The organism is Kitasatospora sp. NPDC059827, assembly GCF_042731675.1.
Lineage (GTDB): Bacteria > Actinomycetota > Actinomycetes > Streptomycetales > Streptomycetaceae > Kitasatospora.
Genome location: NZ_JBHWIV010000064.1, coordinates 1 through 23,209, shown reverse-complemented (window position 1 = coordinate 23,209; position 23,209 = coordinate 1). Strand labels below are relative to the sequence as shown.

The window sequence follows — 23,209 nt, the reverse complement described above, 5'->3', positions numbered from 1 at the left end:
GCCGCGTCCGCGCGCCGCCGGGCAGCTGCCCTCAGTCGCCCTCGCGCGGCGGCGCGCCGCCCTGCAGCAGGCCGCGCTCACCGGCGATCACCCCGGCCTGGAAGCGGCTCCGGCCGCCGAGCCAGGCCATCAGTTCCGCGGTGATCCGGCGCGAGGTGCGCACCGAGACGCCGAGCTTGCGGGCCACCACCTCGTCGGTGTGGCCCTGGGCGAGCAGGCTGAGCACGGCCATCGCCTGCGGGTTGAGGCCCTCGGCCCCCTTGGCCGGGGCCTTCCCGTACGGGGCGGCGTTCTCCCAGACGTACTCGAACAGCGCGCAGAGCGCGGAGACCAGTCCCGGACCGGACAGCACCAGGGCCCCCACGCTGGTGTCGTCCGGATCGGTCGGGACGACCGCGACCTTGCGGTCGAAGATCACCAGGCGCATCGGCAGCGACGGCGCTATCCGCACCCGGGCGCCCCGCTCGGTGAGCCACTCCAGGTGGGCGATGGTGCCGCCGTCGTTGGCGGCGCTCTCCAGGTAGATGCTGCGCATCTGCACGCCCCGGTCGAAGACCTCCTGGTCGGCGACCTGGCCGGCTCTTCGGGCGGCCGGCGACTGTCCGCCGCCGGTCGCGAAGCCCATGATCTCGCTGGTGCAGGAGTGCGAGAGCTCCTCCAGCCGGAGCCTGATCTGGTCGACGCCCTCCAACTGCTCGACTCCCAGCCCCCGTTCGCCCTTGCGGTTCTCGGCGTACTGGGCGACCAGCTTGGCCGCCTCCAGTCGGCTGTGCGCTATCTGGCGCTGCCGCTCGGCGAGTTCGACCTCCTGGCGGCCGATCAGCATGGCCAGGCTGACCTCGGGGTTGACCAGGAGGAGGTGTCCGGGCTCCAGCTCGGAGTGCCTGATCAGGGTGAGCCGGGCCAGTCCGTCCAGGGCGTCCCGGACCCGCTGTTCGGGCCAGTCGAGGTCCTGTGCCACTCCTGGGATTCCGAGTTCAGGCCTGGCCAGCACCGTCCGGTACACGGCCTCGGCGTCGGGATCCAGTCCTAACACTGACAGCACCGCCTGCCCCCCCGATATTGCGAACCTGATGACGCCACGTCATCGCCGGATCTCGGGGGCATGCTACGACACCCTGCCCACAACCACCCACCGTTCGGGCCCAGGCCCTTTCCTGCGGACTTCGAGCGGGTCCACCCACGAGAGGATTTGACATGTATATCACTGTCGGACGTCTGGTTCGGGGTATCGTCGAACCGGAACAGGTCACGCCCGACAAACTCGTCGAACTGCTCCGGAACGCCGCCGAGCCGGCCGACGGACTGGAGCACGTTTACGTCGAGATCGACCCCCTCGGTGCCGATCTGGTCTTCTTTCTCGGCCCCCCGAAATCCGGAGAGTTGGATTCCGCCGCTCACCGGATCACCCGCCGTTGCCTGCGGGATGCGCCTGAACTGCGCGGATGGCGGCTGGCGACCGAATTCAGCGACGACCGGCTGCCGTTGTTGGAGGAGTGACCCGCGGGGCGGGCGCTGTGCAGGGTGCTGCCAGGGCAGGACCCTGACATGGAGAACTGTGGCACGGAACGTGTGTGCGAGACAGACTTGGTCATGCCGAAGGGGGCCGGAACCCCCTCCCGCAGGATTCGAGAGCCGGTCCCGCGCGGTCATTCACCGCGGGAATTGAACCAGGCACAGCACTCATCCGTTTCGCCTGTCTCGCCGCCGCCGATTTAACGGCCCGCGGCTCCATTGCCACCGGGGGTTCACCATGCGCAGCATCACCATTGTCGCCGCCCGCACCGCCGCCGTCCTCGGCCTGCTGGTCGCCGGCGCCGCCCTCACCGCTCCGGTCGCCGGCGCCGCCACCTCGGTGGCCGCCCCGGTCGCCAAGGGCGCCGGCTCCGTTCACGGCGACGACATCATCTGGGACGGCCCGACCGCCAAGGGCGCCCCGGTCCACGCGACCACCGCCTCCGTGCACGGCGACGACATCATCTGGGACGCCCCGGTCGCCCACGCCCCGGCCGCCAAGGGCGCCGGCTCCGTGCACGGCGACGACATCATCTGGGACTGACCTCCCGGCGGTCCGGCACGGGGACCGGACCCAGCAGCACACCCATCCGCCCACGTCGTTCCCGCCGCCGCCGATTCCACGGCCCGCGGCTCCACCGCCACCGGGGGTTCACCATGACCAGCACCACCGTCACCACCGCCCGCACCACCACCGGCCCGGCCGGCCCGGGCACCGGCTCCGCGCACGGCGACGACATCATCTGGGACTGACGTCCCGTCACTCTCCTGACACCGAAGGGGAACGGGCGATGCCCATCATCAGAACGCCGCAGGAGTTCAACGAGGACGAACTCTTCGTCGACCTCCGGGCGATGTTCGACTACCCGCTGTACCTCAAGTGCGAGGGCTTCAACTTCGCCGGCTCCGTCAAGCTCAAGGCGGCCCTCAGCATGGTCGACGCGGCCGAGCGGGACGGCCGGCTGAACCGGGACTCCATCCTGGTGGAGTCCTCCTCGGGGAACCTGGGGATGGCGCTGAGCATGATCGCCTCCGTCCGGGGCTACCAGTTCATCTGCGTCGTCGACCCACGGACAAACCTGTCCACCCGTCAGCTGATCGAAACACTCGGCGGCAAAGTCCACATGATCACCGAGCCGTCGCCGGAGACCGGCTTCCTCGGTGCCCGACTGGACTTCGTCCGCGAGCTGTGCGCCTCCTCGCCGCGGTACGTCTGGCTCAACCAGCACGCCAACCCGGACAACTGGCGCGCCCACTACCGCACTACCGCGCCGTCGATCCACCGCCAATTCCCGGACCTGGACCTGCTGTTCATCGGCGCCGGGACCACCGGCACGCTGATGGGCTGCGCCCGCTACTTCAAGGAGCACCGGCCGGACACCCGGATCGTCGCGGTGGACAGCGTCGGCTCGGTCACCTTCGGCGGCGAGCCCGGCCCGCGGATGCTCCCCGGCCTGGGCGCCGGCGTCCGGCCGGCCCTGCTGGACGAGAGCTTCGTCGACGACGTGGTGCACGTGCCCGAACTGGACACCGTCCGCACCTGCCACCGACTGGCCCGCGGCGGCTTCCTGTTCGGCGGCTCCACCGGGACGGTGGTCAGCGGAGCGGCGGCCTGGCTGGCGGAGCACCGCCTCGGCCAGGACGTGGTCGCCGTCGCCGTCTCGCCGGACCTGGGCGACCGATACCTCGACACCATTTACCAGAGCGCCTGGGTGCGCGACATCTACGGGGCCGACGCGCTTGACGCCGTCGACCGCCTCACGCCGCCCAACGCCATTGCCACGGGGGTAAGATGACGATGCGTCATGCCGCGCCACTTTCTGAGTTTCCTGAACCGGGGCGGCCCGGAGAACTGCCGCTGTCCGACGCCCAGCGCGAGATGTGGTTCGCCCAGCAGCTCGACCCGGGCAATCCGGTGTTCACCATGGCGGACCTCCTGGAGCTGACCGGCCCGCTGGACCACGAGCGGCTGCGGGCCGCCTGGCAGCGCGTGCTGAACCGCACCGAGTGCCTGCGGGTGCGTTTCGCCGAGCGCGACGGCCTGCCGGTGCAGATCGTCGAACCGCCCCGGGAGCGCCCCCTCCCGGTGCTCGACCTGACCGGCGAGGCCGACCCGCTCGCGGCTGCCGAAACGTTTCTGGAGTCCGAGGGACACCGTCCGTCCACCCTCGGCCCCGACGCCCTCGCCGCCACCCTCGTCCTGATCGGCCCCGAACTGGCCTGGCTGTACGTCCGGGCCAACCACATCCTGGTCGACGGGTTCAGCCGCGCCCTGGTCTACCGCCGGCTCGCCGCCGAGTACGACCTGCCCGACGCCGAACCCGCCCTCGACCCGACCCTCGCCGAACTGCTCGCCGAGGAGCGCGACTACCTCGCCTCCCCCGCCCACCAGCGCGACCGCGCCTACTGGACCGAGCGGCTGGCCGACGGCATCGAACCCACCGTGCTCTCCGGCCACCTCGGCTCGCCCGCCCGCGACACCCTGCGCAGCACCGGCCTGATCCCCGCCGCCATCGTCACCAGGCTGCAGGACGCCGCCTGGGCCGAGCGGGTCACCTGGCAGACCCTGCTGATCGGCGCCACCGCCGGCTGCCTCGCCCAACTCTGCGGCACCGACCGGGTCGTGCTCACCCTCCCGGTCGCCGCCCGCACCACCCCGCTCGCCCAGTCCGTCCCCGGCATGCGCGCCAACTTCCTGCCGCTGCCGCTCACCGCCCACCCCGCGCTCGGCCGCGACGGCCTGCTCACCCAGGTCGCCACGGCTCTGCGCGGCACGCTGCGCCACCAGCGCCACCGGCACGACGCGATCCGCCGCGAGCTCGGACTCACCGGCGACGCCGGCCGCACCTTCGGCCCCACCGTCAACGTGCTGCAGACCGGTGGCGAGTTCGCCCTCGGCGACTGCCGCGCCCTGGTCCGCAACCTGTCCACCGGCCCCGTCCCGGACCTCCAGATCCTGTTCCTGGACAGCGGCGAGGACGGCTGCGAGCTGCGCGTCGACGGCGACGCCGACCGCTACCCGCAGGAGCGCCTCGACCTCTTCCGGGACGCCCTGCTCGGGTACCTGGAGCAGTTCACCACCGTCTCCACCGCGCTGCCGGTCGGCCGGATCACCGCGCTGCCCGCCGCCGAGCGCGAGCGCGTCCTGGTCGAGTGGAACAGCTACCGGCAGCAGCCCGAGGTGTTCACCGACGTGCTGCCCCGGATCCACGCCCTCGCCCAGGCCCGTCCCGGCGCCGTCGCCGTCCAGGACGACGCCGGCCGGCTCGACTACGCCGAGCTGGTCGCCCGGGCCAGCGCCCTCTCCCGCCGGCTGCTCGCCGCCGGGGCCGGACCGGACCGGCTGGTGGCGATCGCCGCCGCCCCCGGCACCGGCTTCGTCACCGCCGTCCTCGGCGTGCTCGGCGCCGGCGCGGCCTGGCTCCCGCTGGACGTCCGGGCCCCGGCCGCCCGCGGCGCGGCGCTGGTCGAGGCCGCGGGCGCCACCGTCCTGCTGCACGGCGAGGACCAGCGGCCGTACGCCGACACCCTGCTCGACGCCCTGCCGCAGCGGCCCGCCGTCCTCGCCCTCGACGACGCCCGCGACGCGGAACTGCTGGCACCCGCCGGCGGCCCCGCCGAACTGGCCTACGTCATCTACACCTCGGGCTCCACCGGCCGCCCCAAGGGCGCCATGGTGCACCGCGACGGCATGGTCAACCACCTGCTCGCCAAGCACGCCGACCTGGAGCTGTCCGAGGCCGACACCGTGGTGCACAACGCCCCGGTCACCTTCGACATCTCGGTCTGGCAGATGCTCAGCCCGCTGGTCGCCGGCGGCCGGCTGAGGGTGGTCTCCCGCGAGCTCGCCGCCGACCCCGGCGCCCTGTTCGCGCTCGCCGACGCCGAGGGCGTCACCGTGCTGGAGGTCGTCCCCTCCCTGCTGCGCGCGGCCCTGGACTCCTGGGAGGCCGGCGCCCCGCTGCCCGCGCTGTCCGCGCTGCGCCGGCTGGTGGTCACCGGCGAGGCGATGCCCGCCGACCTGGCCCGCCGCTGGTTCGCGCTGCGTCCCGGCATCCCGCTGGTCAACGCCTTCGGGCCGACCGAGTGCTCGGACGACGTCACCCACGCCCTGATCGGCTCCCCCGCGGAGCTGGACTCGGTGCGCGCCCCGATCGGCCGCCCGGTCCGTGACACCCGGCTCTACGTGCTCGGCGACTCGCTCCAGCCCGTCCCGGCCGGCCAGCCCGGCGAGCTGTACGTGGGCGGGCGCGGCGTCGGCCGCGGCTACCTGAACGACCCCCGGCGCACCGCCGGGGCCTTCGTCGCCGACCCGTACGCGGCCGCGCCCGGCTCCCGGATGTACCGCACCGGCGACCGGGTGGTGCACCGCGGCGACGGCCAGCTGGAGTTCCTGGAGCGGGTCGACCACCAGGTCAAGATCCGCGGCCACCGGATCGAGCCCGGCGAGGTCGAGGCCGCGCTGCGCGCCGTCCCCGGCGTCGCCGACGCGGTGGTCACCGTCGCCCGCGACCCCTCCGGCGGCACCCGGCTGGTCGCCCACCTGACCGGCGGCGCCGACCCGGCCGCCGTCCGCACCGAACTCGCCCGGGTACTGCCCGACTACATGGTCCCGGCGGCACTGGTGCCGCTGGCGGCGCTGCCGCTGACCCCCAACGGCAAGGTGGACCGCAAGGCCCTGCCCGTCCCGGACTTCGGGGCGCTGCGCGGCGAGCGGCGGGCCCCGGCCACCGAACGCGAGGCGCTGCTGTGCGCGCTGTTCGCCGAGGTGCTGGAGCTGGACGGGGTCGGCGCCGACGAGGACTTCTTCGCGCTCGGCGGGCACTCGCTGCTGGCCGGCCGGGTGGTCACCGGGCTGCGTGCCCGGCTCGGCGTCGAACTGCCGATCCGCACCCTGTTCGAGGCGCCCACCCCGGCCGCGCTGGCCCTCGCCCTGGAGGGCGCCGCGCCGGCCCGGGAGGAGCTCACCGCCGGCCCGCGGCCGGAGCGGATCCCGCTCTCCCCCGGGCAGCAACGGCTGTGGTTCCTGAGCCAGTTGGACGCGGCCGGCGCCACCTACCACCTGTCCCACGCGGTCCGGCTGACCGGCCCGCTGGAGCGGGCGGCGCTCGCCGAGGCCCTGGCCGACGTGGTCGCCCGGCACGAGAGCCTGCGCACCGTCTTCCCCAGCGAGGACGGACGCCCGCACCAGCTGGTGCTGCCGGTCGGCGAGGCCTGCCCCGAGCTGCCCGTGGTGCCGTACACCGGCCGCCCGGCCGAGGAGCTGGACGCCGAACTGGCCGCCCGGGCCGGCGCCCCCTTCGACCTGGCCGTCGAACCGCCGCTGCGCGCGGTGCTGTTCGAGACCGGCGTCCAGGAGCACGTGCTGCTGCTGGTGCAGCACCACATCGCGGCCGACGGCTGGTCGGTGCGCCCGCTGGTCGAGGGCCTGCAGACCGCCTACCGCGCCCGGCTGGCCGGGCGCACCCCGGCCTGGGCCGAACTGCCCGTCCAGTACGCCGACTACACCCTCTGGCAGCGCCGCCTGCTCGGCGAGCAGGACGACCCGACCAGTCTGATGAACCGTCAGCTTGACTACTGGGCCGCCCAGTTGGCCGAGCTCCCGGAGGAGCTGGCGCTGCCGGCGGACTTCCCGCGGCCGGCCGTGCCCAGCTACCGGGGCGCCACCGTGCCGCTGCGGCTGGACGCCGGGGCGCACCGCGCCCTGGCCGAGCTGGCCCGGTCCACCGGCGCCAGCCCGTTCATGGTGGTGCAGGCGGCCCTGGCCGTCCTGCTCGGCAAGCTCGGCGCCGGCACCGACATCCCGCTCGGCACCCCGGTCGCCGGACGCACCGACGACGCCCTGGACGACCTGGTCGGCTTCTTCGTCAACACCCTGGTGCTGCGCACCGACCTGTCCGGCGACCCGACCTTCCGGGAGCTGGTCGGCCGGGCCCGGGAGACCGTGCTGGCCGCCCTGGCCCACCAGGACGTGCCCTTCGAGAAGCTGGTCGACCGGCTCGGCGCCGGGCGCTCGCTGGCCCGCCAGCCGCTCTTCCAGGTGATGCTCGCCTTCCAGAACAACGCCGGGGCCCGCCCCGAGCTGCCCGGGATCACCGCCGAGGTCAGCCCGGTCGGCAACGGCACCGCCAAGTTCGACCTGGCCTTCGAACTGGTCGAGCGGCACGGCGCCGCCGGCGAGCCGGACGGCCTCACCGGCACCCTGGAGTACAGCACCGACCTGTTCACCGAGCGGACGGCCCGGGGCCTGGCGGACCGCCTGACCCACCTGCTCGGCCTGTTGGCCGGCGCGCCCGACCGGCCGCTGAGCGGCCTGGACGCCCTGCTGCCCGAGGAGCGCGAGCGGCTGCTCGGCTCCTGGAGCGGGGCCGCCACCCCGACCACCGTCGGCGCGGTCCAGCTCCCGGCGCTGTTCCAGGAGCGGGCGCACCGCGCACCCGCCCGGCCCGCGCTGCGCTGGTTCGAGGACGGCGCCGTGCGCGCCGAGGTCGGCTACGGGGAGCTCAACGAGCGCGCCAACCGGCTCGCCCACCACCTGATCGCCCTGGGCGCGGGCCCCGGACGGATCGTCGCCCTGGCGCTGCCGCGCACGGTCGACGCGGTCGTCGCGGTGCTCGCGGTCCTCAAGACGGGCGCGGCCTACCTGCCGGTCGACCCGGCGTACCCGCGCGAGCGGATCGCCTACCTGCTGACCGACTCCGCCCCGCTGGCCGTCCTCGGCCACGGCTCGGTGGCCGGGCGGCTGCCGGAGCAGCAGGACGCACCGCTGCTGCTGCTGGACGACCCGGCGACCGCCGCCGCGATCGCCGCCGCCCCCGCGCACGACCCGACGGACGCCGAACGGACCACCCCGCTGGGGCCGGACCACCCGGCGTACGTGATCTACACCTCCGGCTCCACCGGCCGCCCCAAGGGCGTGCTGGTGCCGCACCGGGCGGTGGCCGCGCTGGCCGCCGAGCACGACCGCTTCGGCGTCGGCGAGGGCACCCGGCTGCTCCAGTTCGCCTCGTTCAGCTTCGACGCCGCGGCCTGGGAGCTGCTCACCGCGCTGCTGAACGGCGCCGTCCTGGTGCTGGCCGCGGAGGCCGACCGGGCGCCCGGCGAGCCGCTCGCCGAGCTGGTCAGGGCGGCCGGCATCGAGGTGGTCTGCCTGCCGCCGACGGTGCTCGCCGCCTGGCCCGCCCGGCTGCCGATGCCCGAGGGGCTGACCCTGATCACGGCCGGCGAGGCCTGCCCGCCCGAGCTGGTCGAGCGCTGGTCCGCGGGCCGGCGGATGCTCAACGCGTACGGCCCGACCGAGACCACGGTCTGCGCCACCGTCAGCGAGCCGCTGGCCGGAGCGGTCAAGCCGCCGATCGGCCGACCGCTGGCCGGCGCCCGGGTGTACGTGCTGGACGAGGCCCTGCGGCCGGTCCCGCCGGGCGTGATCGGCGAGCTGTACGTGGCCGGCGCCGGGGTGGCCCTGGGCTACCTGCACCGGCCCGAGCTCACCGCCCAGCGCTTCACCGCCGACCCGTACGCCGGCGCGTACGGCGACCCGAACGACCGGATGTACCGCACCGGGGACCTGGTCCGCTGGACGGCCGACGGCCAGCTGGACTACGTCGGCCGGGTCGACGAGCAGGTCAAGCTGCGCGGCTTCCGGATCGAGCTCGGCGAGATCGAGACCGCGCTGCTCGCGCAGCCCGGCGTCGAGCAGGCCGCCGCGATCGTCCGCGAGGACCGCCCCGGCGACAAGCGGCTGGTCGCCTACGTGACCCCGGCCGGCCTGCCGGTCGGCGAGCTGCGGGCCGCGCTCGCCGCGGAACTGCCCGACTACCTGGTGCCCTCCGCGTTCGTCCCGCTGGAGACCCTGCCGCTGACCGGCAACGGCAAGCTGGACCGCCGGGCACTGCCCGCGCCCGACTACGCCGCCGCCTCCACCGGCCGGGCCCCGGCCGGCGCCCGGGAGGCCGCGTTCTGCGCGGTCTTCGCCGAGGTGCTCGGACTGCCCGAGGTCGGCGCCGACGACGGGTTCTTCGACCTGGGCGGCGACAGCATCGTCTCCATCCAGCTGGTCAGCCGGGCCCGCGCGGCCGGGCTGGTGGTCACCGCGCAGGACGTCTTCACCCACCGGACCCCGGCGGCGCTGGCCGTGGTGGCCCGCGACGGCGAGGGCCCGGAGGCGGTCGCCACGGTCGGCACCGAGGACGGCGTCGGCCCGCTGGGCCAGCTGCCGATCGGGCACTGGCTGCGCGAACTCGGCGGGCCGGTGGACGGCTTCCACCAGGCCGTGCTGGTCCGCACCCCGGCCGACGCCACCCGGGAGTCGCTCACCGCGGCCCTCCAGGCCCTGTTGGACCACCACGACGGGCTGCGGATGCGGCTGCTGCCGGACTGGTCGCTGCTGATCGGCGAGCCCGGCACGGTCGACGCGGGCACGCTGCTGTCCGTCCTGGACGGCCCGGCCGCCGACTGGCCCGCCGAGGCGGTCGCCAACCGCGAGCGGCTGGCGCCGTACGAGGGCGGGATGGTCCGGGCGCTCTGGCACCCGGCCGGCGGCGAGCTGCTGCTCACCCTGCACCACCTGGTGGTCGACGGGGTGTCCTGGCGGGTGCTGCTGCCCGACCTGGCCCGCGCCCACGCGGCCGTACGGGCCGGCGAGCCGGTCCGGCTGCAGCCGGTCGGCACCTCGCTGCGGCACTGGTCCGCGCTGCTGGAGCGGACCGCGGGCACGCCCGAGCTGCGCGCCCAACTCGACTGGTGGCGGGCCGAGTCGGCCGGCGGGCAGGCCCCGCTCGGCCACCGGGCCGCCGACCCCACGGTGGACACCGTCGCCACCGCCCGGACGCTGCACCGCGTCCTGGACACCGACACCACGGCGGCGCTGCTCACCGAGGTCACCGGGGCGTTCCACGCCGAGGTGAACGACGTGCTGCTGACCGCCCTGGCACTGGCCGTCGCCGACTGGCGGCGGCGCACCGGACGGCCCGAGGGCGCCGTCCCGGTGGAGCTGGAGGGCCACGGGCGCGAGGAGTTCGCCCCCGGCGTGGACCTGTCCCGCACGGTCGGCTGGTTCACCACCGCCTACCCGCTGCGGCTCGACCCGGGCCCGGTGGACCTGGCGGAGGCGCTGGCCGGCGGTCCGGCCGCCGGACACAGCCTCAAGCTGGTCAAGGAGCACCTGCGGATGGTGCCCGGACACGGGCTCGGCTGGGGCCTGCTGCGGTACTTGGCCGAGCACGGCCCGGACGGAGCGGGCACCGCGGAGCTGTCCGGCGCCGCCCGGCCGCAGCTCGGCTTCAACTACCTGGGCCGACTGCCCGCGCCCACCGACGAGGACTGGTCGCTGACCGAGCGGTCCGCCGCACTGGCCGCCGGGTCCGACCCGGGGATGCCGCTGCCGCACGTCCTGGACGTCAACGCGGTGACCGAGGACGGCGCGGACGGACCGCGGCTGAACGCCCGCTGGACCTGGGCCGGCCAGGCCCTGGCGCAGGCCGACGCCGAGGCCGTGGCCGACGGCTGGTTCACCGCCCTGCGGGCCCTGGTGCGACACACCCGGGAACCCGGCGCGGGCGGCTGGACGCCGTCCGACCTCGACCTGGTGGCACTCAGCCAGGACGAGATCGACGAATTCGAGGACGAGATGGACGACTGGGGGGACGAGCTGTGACCACGGCCTCGGCCGAGCCCCGCACCGGGCGACGCCCCGGACGGAGCTCCAATCTGAGCGACATCCTGCCGGTGGCACCGCTGCAGGAAGGACTGATGTTCCACGCGCAGTACCACCGCGAGGAACTCGACGTCTACACCGTGCAGTTGGTGCTGGACCTGGCCGGCGACCTGGACCGGTCCCGGCTGCGCGGGGCGGTCACCGCCCTGCTGGAGCGGCACCCCAACCTGCGGGCCGCGTTCCGCTACCGCAAGAACGGCGACCCGGTGCAGGTCGTGCCGCGCGAGGTCGCGCTGGACTGGCGCGAGCTCGACCTGCGGGACGTCCCCTCCTCGGCCGAGGAGGCCGAGGAGCTCGCCGAGGCCGACCGGCTGCGGCCCTTCGACCTGGCCCGCCCGCCGCTGCTGCGGTTCAGCCTGCTGCGGCTGGGCGAGCGCGAGCACCGGCTGGTGCTGACCTCCCACCAGATCCTGTTCGACGGCTGGTCCATGCCGGTCGTGGTGCGCGAGCTGTTCGCCTGCTACGCCGACGGCGGCGTCTCGCTGCCCCGCCCCGCCCCGTACAAGTCCTACCTGGCCCACCTGGCCCGGCAGGACCGGGCGGCGGCCGAGGCGGCCTGGACGGCCGCGCTGGAGGGCTTCACCGAGCCCACCCGGCTGTCCGGCACGGCCGCCGCCGAGCCCGGCCGGCCCGGCATGCCCGGCGAGCACGCCGTCGAGCTGGACGCGCCGGAGTTCGCCGCGCTCACCGGCTGGGCCCGCACCCGCGGGCTGACCGTCAACACCGTGGTGCAGGGCGCCTGGGCGACCGTGCTGGGCACCCTCACCGGGCTGCGCGACATCGTCTTCGGCGGCACCGTCTCCGGCCGCCCGCCGGAGCTGCCCGGCGTCGAGGGCATGGTCGGCCTGTTCATCAACACCCTGCCGGTCCGGGTCGACCTCGACCCGGCGCAGAGCTTCACCGAGCTGCTGTCCGCGCTCCAGGACCGCCAGTCGCTGCTGCTCCCGCACCAGCACCTCGGCCTCGACACCATCCAGCGCAACGCCGGGGTCGGCGACCTCTTCGACAGCGTGCTGGTCTTCGAGAACTACCCGCTCGACCCGCAGGCGCTGGCCGGCGAGGTCGCCGGACTGCGGCTGACCGGCCTCCGGGCCGGCGACGCCAACCACTACCCGCTCAGCCTGATGGCCCTGCCCGGCGAGCGGCTGCGCCTCCAGATCGGCTACGACACCGCCCGGTTCACCCCGGCCGAGGCCGCCCTCGTCGCCGAGCGGCTGCTGCACGTGCTGCGCACCGCCCAGGCCGAGCCGGACCGCCCGCTCGGGCGGCTGGACCTGCTGCTGCCCGGCGAGCGCGCCCGGCTGGCCGTCCCCGCCCCGGAGCCGGCCGAGACCGACCCGTGGACGGACGTGGTGGCACGGGTGCAGCGGTTCGCCCGGACCCGCCCGGACGCCGTCGCCGTCGCCGACGGCACCGAGCGGCTCGGCTACCGCGAACTGGCCACCCGGGCCGGCGCCGTCTCCCGGGCCCTGACCCGGGCGGGCGCCGCGACCGGACCGGTCGGGGTGCTGGCCCCGCCCGGCTGCGGCTTCGTCACCGCCGTCCTCGGCGTGCTCGGCGCGGGCGCGGCCTGGCTGCCGCTGGACGTCTCCGCGCCGGTCGCACGCGCCGCCGTGCTGGCCGCCGAGGCCCGGATCGGCGCCCTGCTGGTCGGCCCCGACGAGCACGCCGCGGCCACCGAACTGCTGGCCGCGGCCGGCCTGGACGTCCCGGTGCTGGACATCACGGCGCTCGCCACCGGCACCAGGACCGCCAAGCGGCTGCCCGCCCCGCGCGGGGCCGGCGACGACCTGGCGTACGTCATCTTCACCTCGGGCTCCACCGGCCGCCCCAAGGGCGCCATGGTGCACCGGGCGGGCATGGTCAACCACCTGCTCGCCAAGGTCGCCGACCTGGAGCTGGACGGGGACACCGTGCTGGTCCACAACGCCCCGGTCACCTTCGACATCTCGGTCTGGCAGATGCTCGCCGCGCTGGTCGTCGGCGGGCGGCTGCGGGTCACCGGCCGCGACCTCGCCGCCGACCCGCAGGCCCTGTTCGGCCTGGTCGCCCCCGAGGGCGTCACCGTGCTGGAGGTCGTCCCCTCGCTGCTGCGCACCGCCCTGGACAGCTGGGACGACGGCGCCGAGCCGCCCGTCCTGGACGGGCTGCGCAAGCTGGTCGTCACCGGCGAGGCGCTGCCCGCCGACCTGGCGCACCGCTGGTTCGCCCGCTACCCGGCGATCCCGCTGGTCAACGCGTACGGGCCGACCGAGTGCTCGGACGACGTCACCCACGCGGTGATCGGCTCCCCGGCCGAGCTGGACTCGGTGCGCGCCCCGATCGGCCGCGCCGTGCGCGGCACCGGACTGTACGTCCTGGACGACGCCCTGCGCCCCGTCCCGGACGGCGTCCCCGGCGAGCTGTACGTGGGCGGGCGCGGCGTCGGCCGCGGCTACCTCGACCAGCCCGGCCGCACCGCCGCGGTGTTCGTCGCCGACCCGTTCAGCCCGCTGCCGGGCGCCCGGATGTACCGCACCGGCGACCGGGTGATCCGGCGGCCGGACGGCCAGCTGGAGTTCCTGGAGCGGGTCGACCACCAGGTCAAGATCCGCGGCCACCGGATCGAGCCCGGCGAGGTCGAGGCCGCGCTGCGCTCGATCGAGCAGGTCGGCGACGCCGTGGTGGTGGTCCGCCGCGGCGGGGCCGGCGACGCCCGGCTGGTCGGCTACCTGACCGGCCCGGTCGACCCGGCCCGCTGCCGGGCCGCGGCCGCCGCGCTGCTGCCCGAGTACATGGTGCCCTCCGCCCTGGTGGTGCTGGACGCCCTGCCGCTGACCCCCAACGGCAAGGTGGACCGCAAGGCGCTGCCCGAGGTCGACCTCACCGCCGCGACCGGCCGCGGCCCGCGCACCCCGCAGGAGGAGGTGCTCTGCGCCGCCTTCGCCGAGGTGCTCGACCGGCCCGCGGTCGGCATCGACGAGGACTTCTTCCAGCTCGGCGGCCACTCGCTGCTCGCCACCCGGCTGGTCAGCCGGGTACGCACGCTGCTCGGCGCCGAACTGGCGCTGCGCACCGTCTTCGAGGCGCCCACCGTGGCCGCCCTGGCCGGCCGGCTCACCCAGGACGCCGTCCGCCCCGCGCTGACCGCCGGGGCCCGCCCGGACCTGCTGCCGCTGTCGTACGCCCAGCAGCGGCTCTGGTTCCTGGACCGGCTGGAGGGCCCCTCCGCCACCTACAACCTGCCGTGGACGCTGCGGCTGCGCGGCCCGCTGGACCGCGCCGCGCTGGCCGCCGCGCTGACCGACGTGGTCGGCCGGCACGAGAGCCTGCGCACCGTCTTCCCGGACCGCGACGGCCTGCCGTACCAGCTGGTCCTCCCGGTCGAGCGGGCCGCCGTCGAGCTGCCCGTCCGCGAGCTGTCCGATGCCGAACTCACCGAGGCAGCAGCGGAGTTCGCCACCGGAACCTTCGACCTGGCGCACCGGCCGCCGATCCGGGCCACCCTGCTCGCGGCCGGCCCCGAGGACCACCTGCTGGTCGTGGTGATCCACCACATCGCCGGGGACGGCTGGTCCAACGGGCCGCTCGCCCGCGACCTCTCCACCGCCTACGCCGCCCGGCTGGCCGGCCGCGCGCCCGCCTGGGCGCCGCTGCCGGTGCAGTACGCCGACTACGCGCTCTGGCAGCGCGAACTGCTCGGCGCGGAGGACGACGAGGAGTCCCTCCTCGCCCGCCAGACCGCCTACTGGAAGGACCAGTTGGCCGGACTGCCGCAGGAGCTCCAGCTGCCGGTGGAGACCGCCCGCCGGGCCACCACCGGCTACCGCGGCGCCGCCGTCCGCTTCACCGTCCCCGCCGAACTGCACCACCGGGCGGCCGCCCTGGCCCGGCAGAGCGGGGCCAGCCTGTTCATGGTGCTCCAGGCCGCGCTGGCCACGCTGTACGGCAAGCTCGGCGCGGGCCAGGACATCCCGCTCGGCACCCCGATCGCGGGCCGCACCGACGACGCCCTGGACGACCTGGTCGGCATGTTCGTCAACACCCTGGTGCTGCGCACCGACCTGTCCGGCGACCCGACCTTCCGCGAACTGCTGGACCGGGTGAAGGCCGTCGACCTGGCCGCCTACGCCCACCAGGACCTGCCGTTCGAGAAGCTGGTCGACGCCCTCGGCCCGGAGCGCGCCCACGGCCGCAACCCGCTGTTCCAGACCCTGCTGGCCCTGCACAACAACGCCACCGCCCGGCTGGAGCTGCCCGGCGTCACCGCCGAGGCGGCCGCGGCCGAGCTCGGCGTGGCCCGGCTCGACCTCAGCTTCGAGCTCGCCGAGCAGCCCGGCCCCGGCGGCCTGACCGGCCGGCTGGAGTACAGCACCGACCTCTTCGGCGCGGCCGGCGCCCAGCGACTGGCCGACCGGCTGGTGCACCTGCTGGGCGTCCTGGTCGACCGGCCGGACCGGCCGATCAGCACCGCCCCGGCGCTGCTGCCCGGCGAGCAGGAGGAGCTGCTGACCGTCGGGACCGGCGCCGACGCCCTGGTCAGCGGGCGGACACTGGCCGAACTGCTGGAAGCCGCGGCGGACGCCACGCCGGACGCCGTCGCCCTCGAATTCGCCGACCGGCGGCTCGACTTCGCCGATCTGCACCGGCGGGCCAACCGGCTCGCCCGCACCCTGGTCGCCCAGGGCGCGGAACCGGACCGGCTGGTGGCGATCGCCCTGCCGCGCTCGGTCGACCTGGTGGTGGCCGCGCTCGCGGTGATCAAGACCGGTGCCGCCTACCTGCCGATCGACCCGTCCTACCCGGCGGACCGGATCGCCGGGATGGCCAAGGACGCCCAGCCGGTGCTGACCGTCACCACGTCCGGGGTGGCCGCCGCCGTCCCCGGCCTGGACGCCGGCCCGCTCCTGCTGCTGGACGACCCGGCCACCCGCACCCTGCTCGACCGGCAGCCGGCGGACCACCTGCGCCCGACCGAACTGGCCGCGCCCGTACGCCCCGAACACGCCGCGTACGTCATCTACACCTCGGGCTCCACCGGCCGCCCCAAGGGCGTCGTGGTGCCGCGTAGCGCGCTGACCAACCACCTGCTGGACCTGGCGGGCCGGCTCGACCTCACCCCCGGACGCACCCTGCTGGCCGTCACCACCTTCGGCTTCGACATCGCCAACCTGGAGCTGCTGGCCCCGCTCCTCGGCGGCGCCCGGCTGGTGGTCGCCCCGCTGGAGACGGTCCGCGACCCGGAACTGCTCGCCGCACTGATCGACGACAGCCGGCCGGACGTCCTCCAGGCCACCCCGACGCTGTGGCACGCGCTGGTCACCACCCGGCCGCGGGCCCTGGCCGGACTGCACGTCCTGACGGGCGGCGAGGCGCTCCCCCCGGCCCTGGCCACGGCGCTGACCGGCGCCGCCGCGAAGGTCAGCAACCTGTACGGCCCGACCGAGGCCACCATCTGGTCACTGGTCGCGGACGTCCCGCCCGACCAGGACGGCACCCCGCCGATCGGCCGCCCGCTGGCCGGCAACCAGGTCCGGCTGCTGGACGCCGCGCTGCGCCCGGTGCCACCGGGGGTCGTCGGCGAGCTGTACCTGTCCGGCGCGGGCCTCGCCCGCGGCTACCTGGACCGCCCGGGCCTGACCGCCGAACGCTTCACCGCCGACCCGTACGGGCCGCCCGGCACGCGGATGTACCGCACCGGGGACCTCGCCCGCTGGCGGCCGGACGGCTCGGTCGACTACCTCGGCCGGGTGGACCACCAGGTGAAGATCCGCGGCTTCCGGATCGAACTCGGCGAGATCGAGGCCGTCCTGACGGACCATCCGCTGGTCGAACGGGCCTCGGTGACCGATCGGGAGGACCCGCCCGGCGTCCGCCGACTGGTCGCCCACCTGGTGCCGGCCGGTCCGGAACGGCCCGAACCGGCCGCACTGAGGGCCCACTTGGCGGCCGTGCTGCCGGAGTACATGCTCCCGGCCGCCTACGTCCAGCTGGACGCCCTGCCGCTCACCCCGAACGGCAAGGTGGACCGCAAGGCGCTGCCCGCGCCCGCGGCCGACGACCGGGCGGTGGCCCGCTCGGACGGCCGAGCGCCCGACGGGCCGGTCGAACGCGCCCTTGCCCGGATCTTCGCCGAGGTGCTCGGCCTGGACGAGGTCGGGGCCGAGGACGGCTTCTTCGAGCTGGGCGGCGACAGCCTGAAATCGATCCAACTGGTCAGCCGCGCCCGCGCGGCCGGGCTGTCGCTCACCCCCGCCGACGTCTTCGCCCACCGCACCGTGGCCGGCCTGGCCCCGGTGGCCGGCACGGTCGACGGCACCGGTGCGCCCGAGGACCCGTTCGCGCCCGTCCTGGCCGTCCGGCCGACCGGCGGCAGCCGTCCGCTGTTCTGCGTGCACGGCGCGGTCGGCCTCGGCTGGCCTTTCCTGACACTCGCCGCGGAAATTGACGCGGACATTCCCGTGTACGCTTTCCAGGCCGGTGGGGTACGCTCCCCGGAAAAGACCCCGGGGTCCGTCCAGGAAATCGCCGGAAAATATCTCGGCGAAATGCTGGAAATCCAGCCGGCGGGGCCCTACCGTATTCTCGGCTGGTCGTTCGGAGGGCTCGTCGCCCACGAGATCGCGGTCCAGCTGCAGGCCCGCGGCGAGCAGGTCGAACTGCTCGCCGACCTGGACGGCTACCCCGGGACCGGCGCGCCGGCCGAGGAGCTGCCGGACGACCGGGCCGTCCTCGCCGAACTGCTCGAACGGGCCGGCCTCCCCGGCGACGGCCCGCTCGACCCCGGCACCGCACGCCGGCGCCTGGCCGAGGCCGGCAACGCGCTCGCGGAACTGGACGAGACCGAGCTGGTCCGACTGCTCGGAGTGATCCGCACCCACAGCGCACTGGGCGAGGCCCACCGCCCCGGCCGCTTCCAGGGGGACCTCCTCCTGTTCGCGGCCACCCGGGGGCGCACCCCGGGCGACCCGGACGAGGAGTCCTGGCGGGCGCACGTGACCGGCCGGATCCTCCGGCACCCGGTCGACAGCGACCACGACTCGATGCTCGAACCGGCCCCGGCCGAATCCATCGGAAAAACCCTCTCCGCCGCTCTCCGCAAGGAATCCTGAATCACCGCACCGATATACCGGTGGCCGCCCCGGAAATTCCATCCCGGGGGCACTGCGCCCGAGAACCGGACGATTTCCGGGATTTCCGAAAGGACCGAGAAATCATGAGCAACCCGTTCGACGACGAGCAGGGCACCTTCCTCGTCCTCGCCAACCACGAGAACCAGCACAGCCTCTGGCCCGCCTTCGCCGAGGTCCCGGCCGGCTGGCGGACCGTCAAGGGCGCGAGCACCCGGCAGGAGGCGCTGGACCACATCGAGCGCACCTGGACCGACCTGCGCCCGCAGAGCCTGATCGACGCCACCGCCTGACCCCCGAACACCGCCCGACCAGAGCACCACCGATCCGACACCACCTGAGGAGCACCCCATGAGCACCGTCGCCATCGACGAGTCCAAGGTCCGCGAGATCGTCGCCGACTGCCTCGACCTGGAGCTGGACGAACTGACCCTCACCGACCACTTCATCGACCACTACGGCGCCGACTCGCTGAACGCCATCGAGGTGCTCGCCCGCCTGGAGAAGGAGTTCCACGTCACCATCCCGCAGGAGGAGCTGCCCAACATGGTCAACCTGGGCGCCGTGCTGGAGGTCCTGTCCCGGGCGACCGCCCGATGACCGCGCCGCAGCGCGTGGTGGTGACCGGCATCGGCGTCCTGTCGAGCATCGGCAACGGGGTCGAGGACTTCACCTCGGCCCTGCGCGAGGGCCGCTGCGGTGCCGGTCCGATCACCAGCTTCGACACCGACGGGTTCCTGCGCTCCTCCGGCCACGAGGTCAACGGCTTCGAGCCGGAGCAGTGGATCCACCGCCTCCAGGTCGAGGAGCTCGGCCGCGCCACCCAGTTCGCCGTCGCGGCGTCCCGGATGGCCGTCCGGGACGCCGGGCTCGACGAGCAGGAACTCGCCGGGCTCCGAGCCCAGATCACCATCGGCACCACCGACGGCGAGGCGCCCGAGCTGGACAAGCTGATCGCGGAGTCGGTCGCCAACGGGCCGGAGCACCCGGTCGACCAGCTGGTGGCCGGCCGCCTGCCGGCCCACCAGCTGGCCCTGGCGATCGCCCGGGAGCTGCGGCTCCCGCGGGTCGTCCCGGCCGTCCTCGGCACCGCCTGCGCGGCCGGGAACTACGCGATCGGCGACGGCTTCGACGCCGTGCGCACCGGCGAGGCGGACATCGCCGTCGTCGGCGGCGCGGACGCGATCTGCCGCCGCACCTTCGCCGGGTTCAGCCGGCTCGGCCTGGTCTCCTCCGACTACTGCCGTCCGTTCGACGCCGACCGCGAGGGGCTCCTCACGGCCGAGGGCGCGGGGGTCCTCGTCCTGGAGACCCTCGACTCCGCCCGGCGCCGCGGCGCCCGGATCTACGCCGAACTGCTCGGCTACGGGCTCAACTGCGACGCCCACCACCCCACCGCCCCCGACCAGTCGAGCGTCGCCCGCTGCATGGAACTGGCGCTCCACGACGCCGGGGTCAAGGCGGCCGAGGTGGACCTGGTCTCCGCCCACGGCACCGGCACCCCCACCAACGACATCACCGAGACCCGCGCGATCCGCGAGGTCTTCGGCGACACCCCGCCGCGCACCGTCGCCCTCAAGGCGATGCTCGGCCACTCGATGGGCGCGGCGAGCGCGCTCGGCGCGGCCGCCTCGGCGCTCGCGCTGGCCCACGGCTTCGTCCCGCCCACCGTCAACCACCGCACCACCGACCCCCAGTGCCAGATCGACTGCGTGCCCAACCACTCCGTCCCCGCGGACCTCCGGGTGGTGGTCAACAACGGACTGGCCTTCGGCGGCAACAACGCCTCCGTCGTCCTGGGGCGCCACGAGGAGGAGCCCAGCCGATGAGCGAGCGCACGAGCTCGACCACGATCCATCGGGACCGGCCGCTGATCACCGCATGGTCCGCGGTCTCCCCCTTCGGCCTCGGCCGCGACGCGTTCGCGGCCGGGGTCGGCCGGGGGGAACCGGCCCACCAGGTACCCGACTTCGAGACCCGCAAGGTGCTCGGCAAGGCCGGTACCCGCACCTTCGACCGGGCCACCGGCCTGGCCGTCACCGCCGTCCGCGAACTGCTCGGCGAGGCCGAGGCCGCGCAGAGCCCGATCGCCACCGGCGGCGGCACCGCCCTCGTCCTCGGCACCACCCTCGGCAGCGCCCACAGCGCCGCCGGGTTCAGCCGGGCCTCCTTCGAGGGCGACAAGCCCTACGACGTGCCCGCCCAGCTGATGCCGAACGTGCTGATGAACGGCCCGGCCGCGGCCACCGCCATCCGCTTCGACCTCAAGGGCCCCAACACCACCCTGGCCGGCGGCGCCGCGGGCGGCCTGCTCGCCCTCGGCTACGCCCGCCGCCTGCTGGCGGCCGGCCGCGCCGAACGCGCCCTGGTCGGCGCGGTGGAGGAGCAGTCCGAGACCCGCGCGTGGCTGGCCGGGGAGAGCGACCGGCCCAGCGGCGAGGGCAGCGCCGTCCTGCTGGTGGAGACCGGGCGGACCCTGCCGCCCGGCCGCCGGGTGCTGGCCGAACTGCTGTCCCTGGACGTCCGGTTGGACGTCGACGACGACCCGCAGGCGGCCCTGGCCGCCACCGTCCGCGACGCCCTCGCCCAGGCCGGCGCGACCCCCGACCAGGTCTGGGCCGCGACCGTCACCGGGCAGCCGGCCCGCGACCGGCTCGCCGAGCTGGTCGGCTCCGAGGCCGTCGACCGGGTCCCCGACCTGCTCGGCGACACCGGTTCCGCCGCGACCGTCTTCTCCCTCACCACCGTCCTGTCCCTGGCCGAGCAGGATCCCGCGGCCGCCGGCCGCCTCGCCGTGATCGCCTCGCTCGACCACCAGGGCCTGGCCGCCTGCGCCGTCCTGCGCCTCACCGGCGGTGACCGATGAGCACTCCCGGCACCGTCCTGATCAGCGGCGGCTCCCGCGGCATCGGCAAGGCCGCCGCCCTGCGGCTCGCCGCCGGGGGCCACCCGATCAGCTTCTGCTACCAGTCCGACCGGCAGGCCGCCGACGTCCTGGCCAAGGAGCTCGACGCCCTCGGCGTCGCCGCCCTGGCCGAGAAGGTCGACGTCACCGACGCCGCCGCCGTCCGCGCCTGGGTCACCCGCACCGAGGAGGAGCTCGGCCCGATCACCGTCGCCGTCGCGAGTGCCGGAATCACCCGCGACAAGCCGCTCCTCCTGATGTCCGACGACGACTGGCGGTCCGTCACCGACACCAACCTGACCGGCACCGCGAACCTCTGCCGCGCGGTGGCCTTCCCGATGGTCAAGCGCCGCGCCGGCTCGATCATCACCCTCAGCTCCGTCTCCGGCGTCTACGGCAACCCCGGCCAGAGCAACTACGCGGCCTCCAAGGCCGGGATCATCGCGCTCACCCGGGCGCTGGCCAAGGAGGTCGGCCGCTACGGGGTCCGGGTCAACGCGGTCGCCCCCGGCATGATCGAGACCGACATGACCTCGGTGCTCACCGACGCCCAACGCACCGACGCCCTCAAGCACATCCCGCTCGGCCGCTTCGGCACGGCGGACGAGGTGGCCGAATCGGTCGCCTTCCTGGCGGGCCCGCAGTCCGCCTACCTCACCGGCTCGGTCCTGCAGATCGACGGCGGAATCGTCCTGTGACCAGACGCACCAGACGCACCAGACGCACCGTCCACCTCGACTAGGAGAAACGACCATGACCATCCCCGCCGTGCGCAGCTTCGACAACCACACCCCGCTCGTCGACACCGAGCTGCTCCCCGGCCGCGGCACCGGCGTCAACGCCGCCCACCGGATGTACGAGCACCTCATCGGCATCTGGGCCACCGGCGTCATCGAGGCCGCCCACGACCTCGGCGCCTTCACCGCCCTGATCGCCGCCCCGGCCACCGCCGGGGAGCTCTCCAGCCGGCTCGGCACCGACCTGCGCGCCACCCGCGTCCTGCTGGACGGCCTGGCCGCCTACGACGTGGTCGAGCGCAGCCGCGCGGCGGACGGCCAGGCCGTCTACACCCTGCCACCGGAGATGCACGACGTCTTCGCCCCCGAGGGCCTGTACAGCCTGGTCGGCAAGATCCGGCACGACCGCAACGTCGCCTGGGGCGCCTGGCGCAACCTGGCCGGCAACGTCCGCTCCGGCGCCCGCAACTCCGAGGGCTCGCAGCAGCTCAACCAGATCTCCGAGGAGGACTACACCTCCCTCGTCCGCGGCATCAACTTCTGGGCCCCGCCGATCGCCGCCACCCTCGCGGACGCCCTGCGCGAGCAGGGCTGGACCGACGGCGCCGGCCGCACCCTGCTCGACGTCGGCTGCGGCACCGGCATCTACAGCCAGCTGCTGCTCCAGGAGTTCAGCGGCCTCAACGCCCGGGCCCTGGACGCCGAGCGGATCGTCCCGATCGCCAACGCCCAGGCCCACCGCCTCGGTGTCGCCGACCGCTTCAACCCGGAGATCGCCGACTTCTGGTCCGACGACTGGGGCACCGGCGTCGACGTCGCCCTCTTCGTCAACATCTTCCACCTCCAGACCCCCGAGTCGGCCCGCGAACTCCTCCTCCGCTCCGCCAAGTCCCTCACCGAGGACGGCGTCATCGCCATCGCCGACCACATCGTCGACGAGGACAGCACCGACGGGAACACCCAGAACCGCTTCTTCCGGCTCTTCGCCGCCTCCATGCTCGCCACCGGCGGCGGCGACGCCTTCACCGTCCAGGACTACGACCAGTGGCTCGCCGACGCCGGCCTGCGCCGCGTCGCCCTGCTCGACACCCCCATGCACCGTCTCCTCCTGGTCAAGCACGCCTGATCCGACGACCCCCCTCGACGGCCCCGACGCCCCGCGTCGGGGCCGGCCGGGTTCCCCCACCCCGAGGCGCCCCTGACCCACCGCCCCCCCCACATGCGTACC

The 23,209-nt window shown here is 74.8% G+C and carries 12 protein-coding genes; 11 read left to right on the top strand and 1 reads right to left on the bottom strand.

Annotated elements, in window-relative coordinates:
- Positions 1-31: 31 nt before the first annotated feature.
- Positions 32-961, bottom strand: coding sequence for a LuxR family transcriptional regulator (locus tag ACFV8H_RS30480; protein WP_380406443.1), 930 nt, complete (start codon positions 959-961; stop codon positions 32-34).
- Positions 962-1,197: 236 nt separating this feature from the next.
- Here ACFV8H_RS30480 and ACFV8H_RS30475 point away from each other — a divergent pair, with 236 nt between their 5' ends.
- From ACFV8H_RS30475 to ACFV8H_RS30425, 11 genes are all read left to right on the top strand, one after another.
- Positions 1,198-1,500, top strand: a complete 303-nt coding sequence (locus tag ACFV8H_RS30475; RefSeq protein ID WP_380406440.1) for a hypothetical protein — start codon at positions 1,198-1,200, stop codon at positions 1,498-1,500.
- A gap of 253 nt (positions 1,501-1,753) precedes the next feature.
- Positions 1,754-2,059: a hypothetical protein gene (locus ACFV8H_RS30470; RefSeq protein WP_380406437.1), complete on the top strand. Its 306-nt coding sequence runs from the start codon at positions 1,754-1,756 to the stop codon at positions 2,057-2,059.
- A gap of 247 nt (positions 2,060-2,306) precedes the next feature.
- A complete protein-coding gene (sbnA, locus tag ACFV8H_RS30465; protein WP_380406434.1) occupies positions 2,307-3,311 on the top strand; it encodes a 2,3-diaminopropionate biosynthesis protein SbnA in 1,005 nt (334 codons plus the stop codon).
- On the top strand, positions 3,308-11,170 hold the full coding sequence (locus ACFV8H_RS30460) for an amino acid adenylation domain-containing protein (protein WP_380406431.1): 7,863 nt from the start codon (positions 3,308-3,310) through the stop codon (positions 11,168-11,170). Before sbnA ends, ACFV8H_RS30460 begins: the two co-directional genes overlap by 4 nt.
- On the top strand, positions 11,167-18,321 hold the full coding sequence (locus ACFV8H_RS30455) for an amino acid adenylation domain-containing protein (protein ID WP_380406428.1): 7,155 nt from the start codon (positions 11,167-11,169) through the stop codon (positions 18,319-18,321). The genes ACFV8H_RS30460 and ACFV8H_RS30455 overlap by 4 nt, the downstream gene beginning before the upstream one ends.
- Before the next feature lie 104 nt (positions 18,322-18,425).
- The gene (locus ACFV8H_RS30450) at positions 18,426-18,632 is read left to right on the top strand and encodes an MbtH family protein (RefSeq protein ID WP_030289532.1); all 207 of its coding nucleotides are present in this window, start codon (positions 18,426-18,428) and stop codon (positions 18,630-18,632) included.
- Between the two features lie 58 nt (positions 18,633-18,690).
- Positions 18,691-18,939 (top strand): acyl carrier protein, encoded by a 249-nt coding sequence (locus ACFV8H_RS30445; protein WP_375895633.1) that lies wholly within the window; start codon positions 18,691-18,693, stop codon positions 18,937-18,939.
- The gene (locus tag ACFV8H_RS30440; RefSeq protein WP_380406424.1) at positions 18,936-20,168 is read left to right on the top strand and encodes a beta-ketoacyl-[acyl-carrier-protein] synthase family protein; all 1,233 of its coding nucleotides are present in this window, start codon (positions 18,936-18,938) and stop codon (positions 20,166-20,168) included. Before ACFV8H_RS30445 ends, ACFV8H_RS30440 begins: the two co-directional genes overlap by 4 nt.
- On the top strand, positions 20,165-21,205 hold the full coding sequence (locus ACFV8H_RS30435) for a beta-ketoacyl synthase N-terminal-like domain-containing protein (protein WP_380406421.1): 1,041 nt from the start codon (positions 20,165-20,167) through the stop codon (positions 21,203-21,205). The genes ACFV8H_RS30440 and ACFV8H_RS30435 overlap by 4 nt, the downstream gene beginning before the upstream one ends.
- Positions 21,202-21,942, top strand: a complete 741-nt coding sequence (gene fabG, locus ACFV8H_RS30430; RefSeq protein ID WP_380406419.1) for a 3-oxoacyl-ACP reductase FabG — start codon at positions 21,202-21,204, stop codon at positions 21,940-21,942. The genes ACFV8H_RS30435 and fabG overlap by 4 nt, the downstream gene beginning before the upstream one ends.
- A 55-nt stretch (positions 21,943-21,997) precedes the next feature.
- Positions 21,998-23,107 (top strand): methyltransferase, encoded by a 1,110-nt coding sequence (locus ACFV8H_RS30425; protein ID WP_380406416.1) that lies wholly within the window; start codon positions 21,998-22,000, stop codon positions 23,105-23,107.
- The last annotated feature ends 102 nt before the right edge of the window (positions 23,108-23,209 follow it).

Excerpts from the sequence above, each read along its gene's own strand:
- ACFV8H_RS30475 (WP_380406440.1), top strand. The coding sequence starts at position 1,198 with ATGTATATCACTGTCGGACGTCTGGTTCGGGGTATCGTCGAACCGGAA.
- ACFV8H_RS30425 (WP_380406416.1), top strand. The coding sequence starts at position 21,998 with ATGACCATCCCCGCCGTGCGCAGCTTCGACAACCACACCCCGCTCGTC.
- fabG (WP_380406419.1), top strand. The coding sequence starts at position 21,202 with ATGAGCACTCCCGGCACCGTCCTGATCAGCGGCGGCTCCCGCGGCATC.
- ACFV8H_RS30460 (WP_380406431.1), top strand. The coding sequence starts at position 3,308 with ATGACGATGCGTCATGCCGCGCCACTTTCTGAGTTTCCTGAACCGGGG.
- ACFV8H_RS30435 (WP_380406421.1), top strand. The coding sequence starts at position 20,165 with ATGAGCGAGCGCACGAGCTCGACCACGATCCATCGGGACCGGCCGCTG.
- ACFV8H_RS30450 (WP_030289532.1), top strand. The coding sequence starts at position 18,426 with ATGAGCAACCCGTTCGACGACGAGCAGGGCACCTTCCTCGTCCTCGCC.
- ACFV8H_RS30470 (WP_380406437.1), top strand. The coding sequence starts at position 1,754 with ATGCGCAGCATCACCATTGTCGCCGCCCGCACCGCCGCCGTCCTCGGC.
- sbnA (WP_380406434.1), top strand. The coding sequence starts at position 2,307 with ATGCCCATCATCAGAACGCCGCAGGAGTTCAACGAGGACGAACTCTTC.
- ACFV8H_RS30440 (WP_380406424.1), top strand. The coding sequence starts at position 18,936 with ATGACCGCGCCGCAGCGCGTGGTGGTGACCGGCATCGGCGTCCTGTCG.
- ACFV8H_RS30445 (WP_375895633.1), top strand. The coding sequence starts at position 18,691 with ATGAGCACCGTCGCCATCGACGAGTCCAAGGTCCGCGAGATCGTCGCC.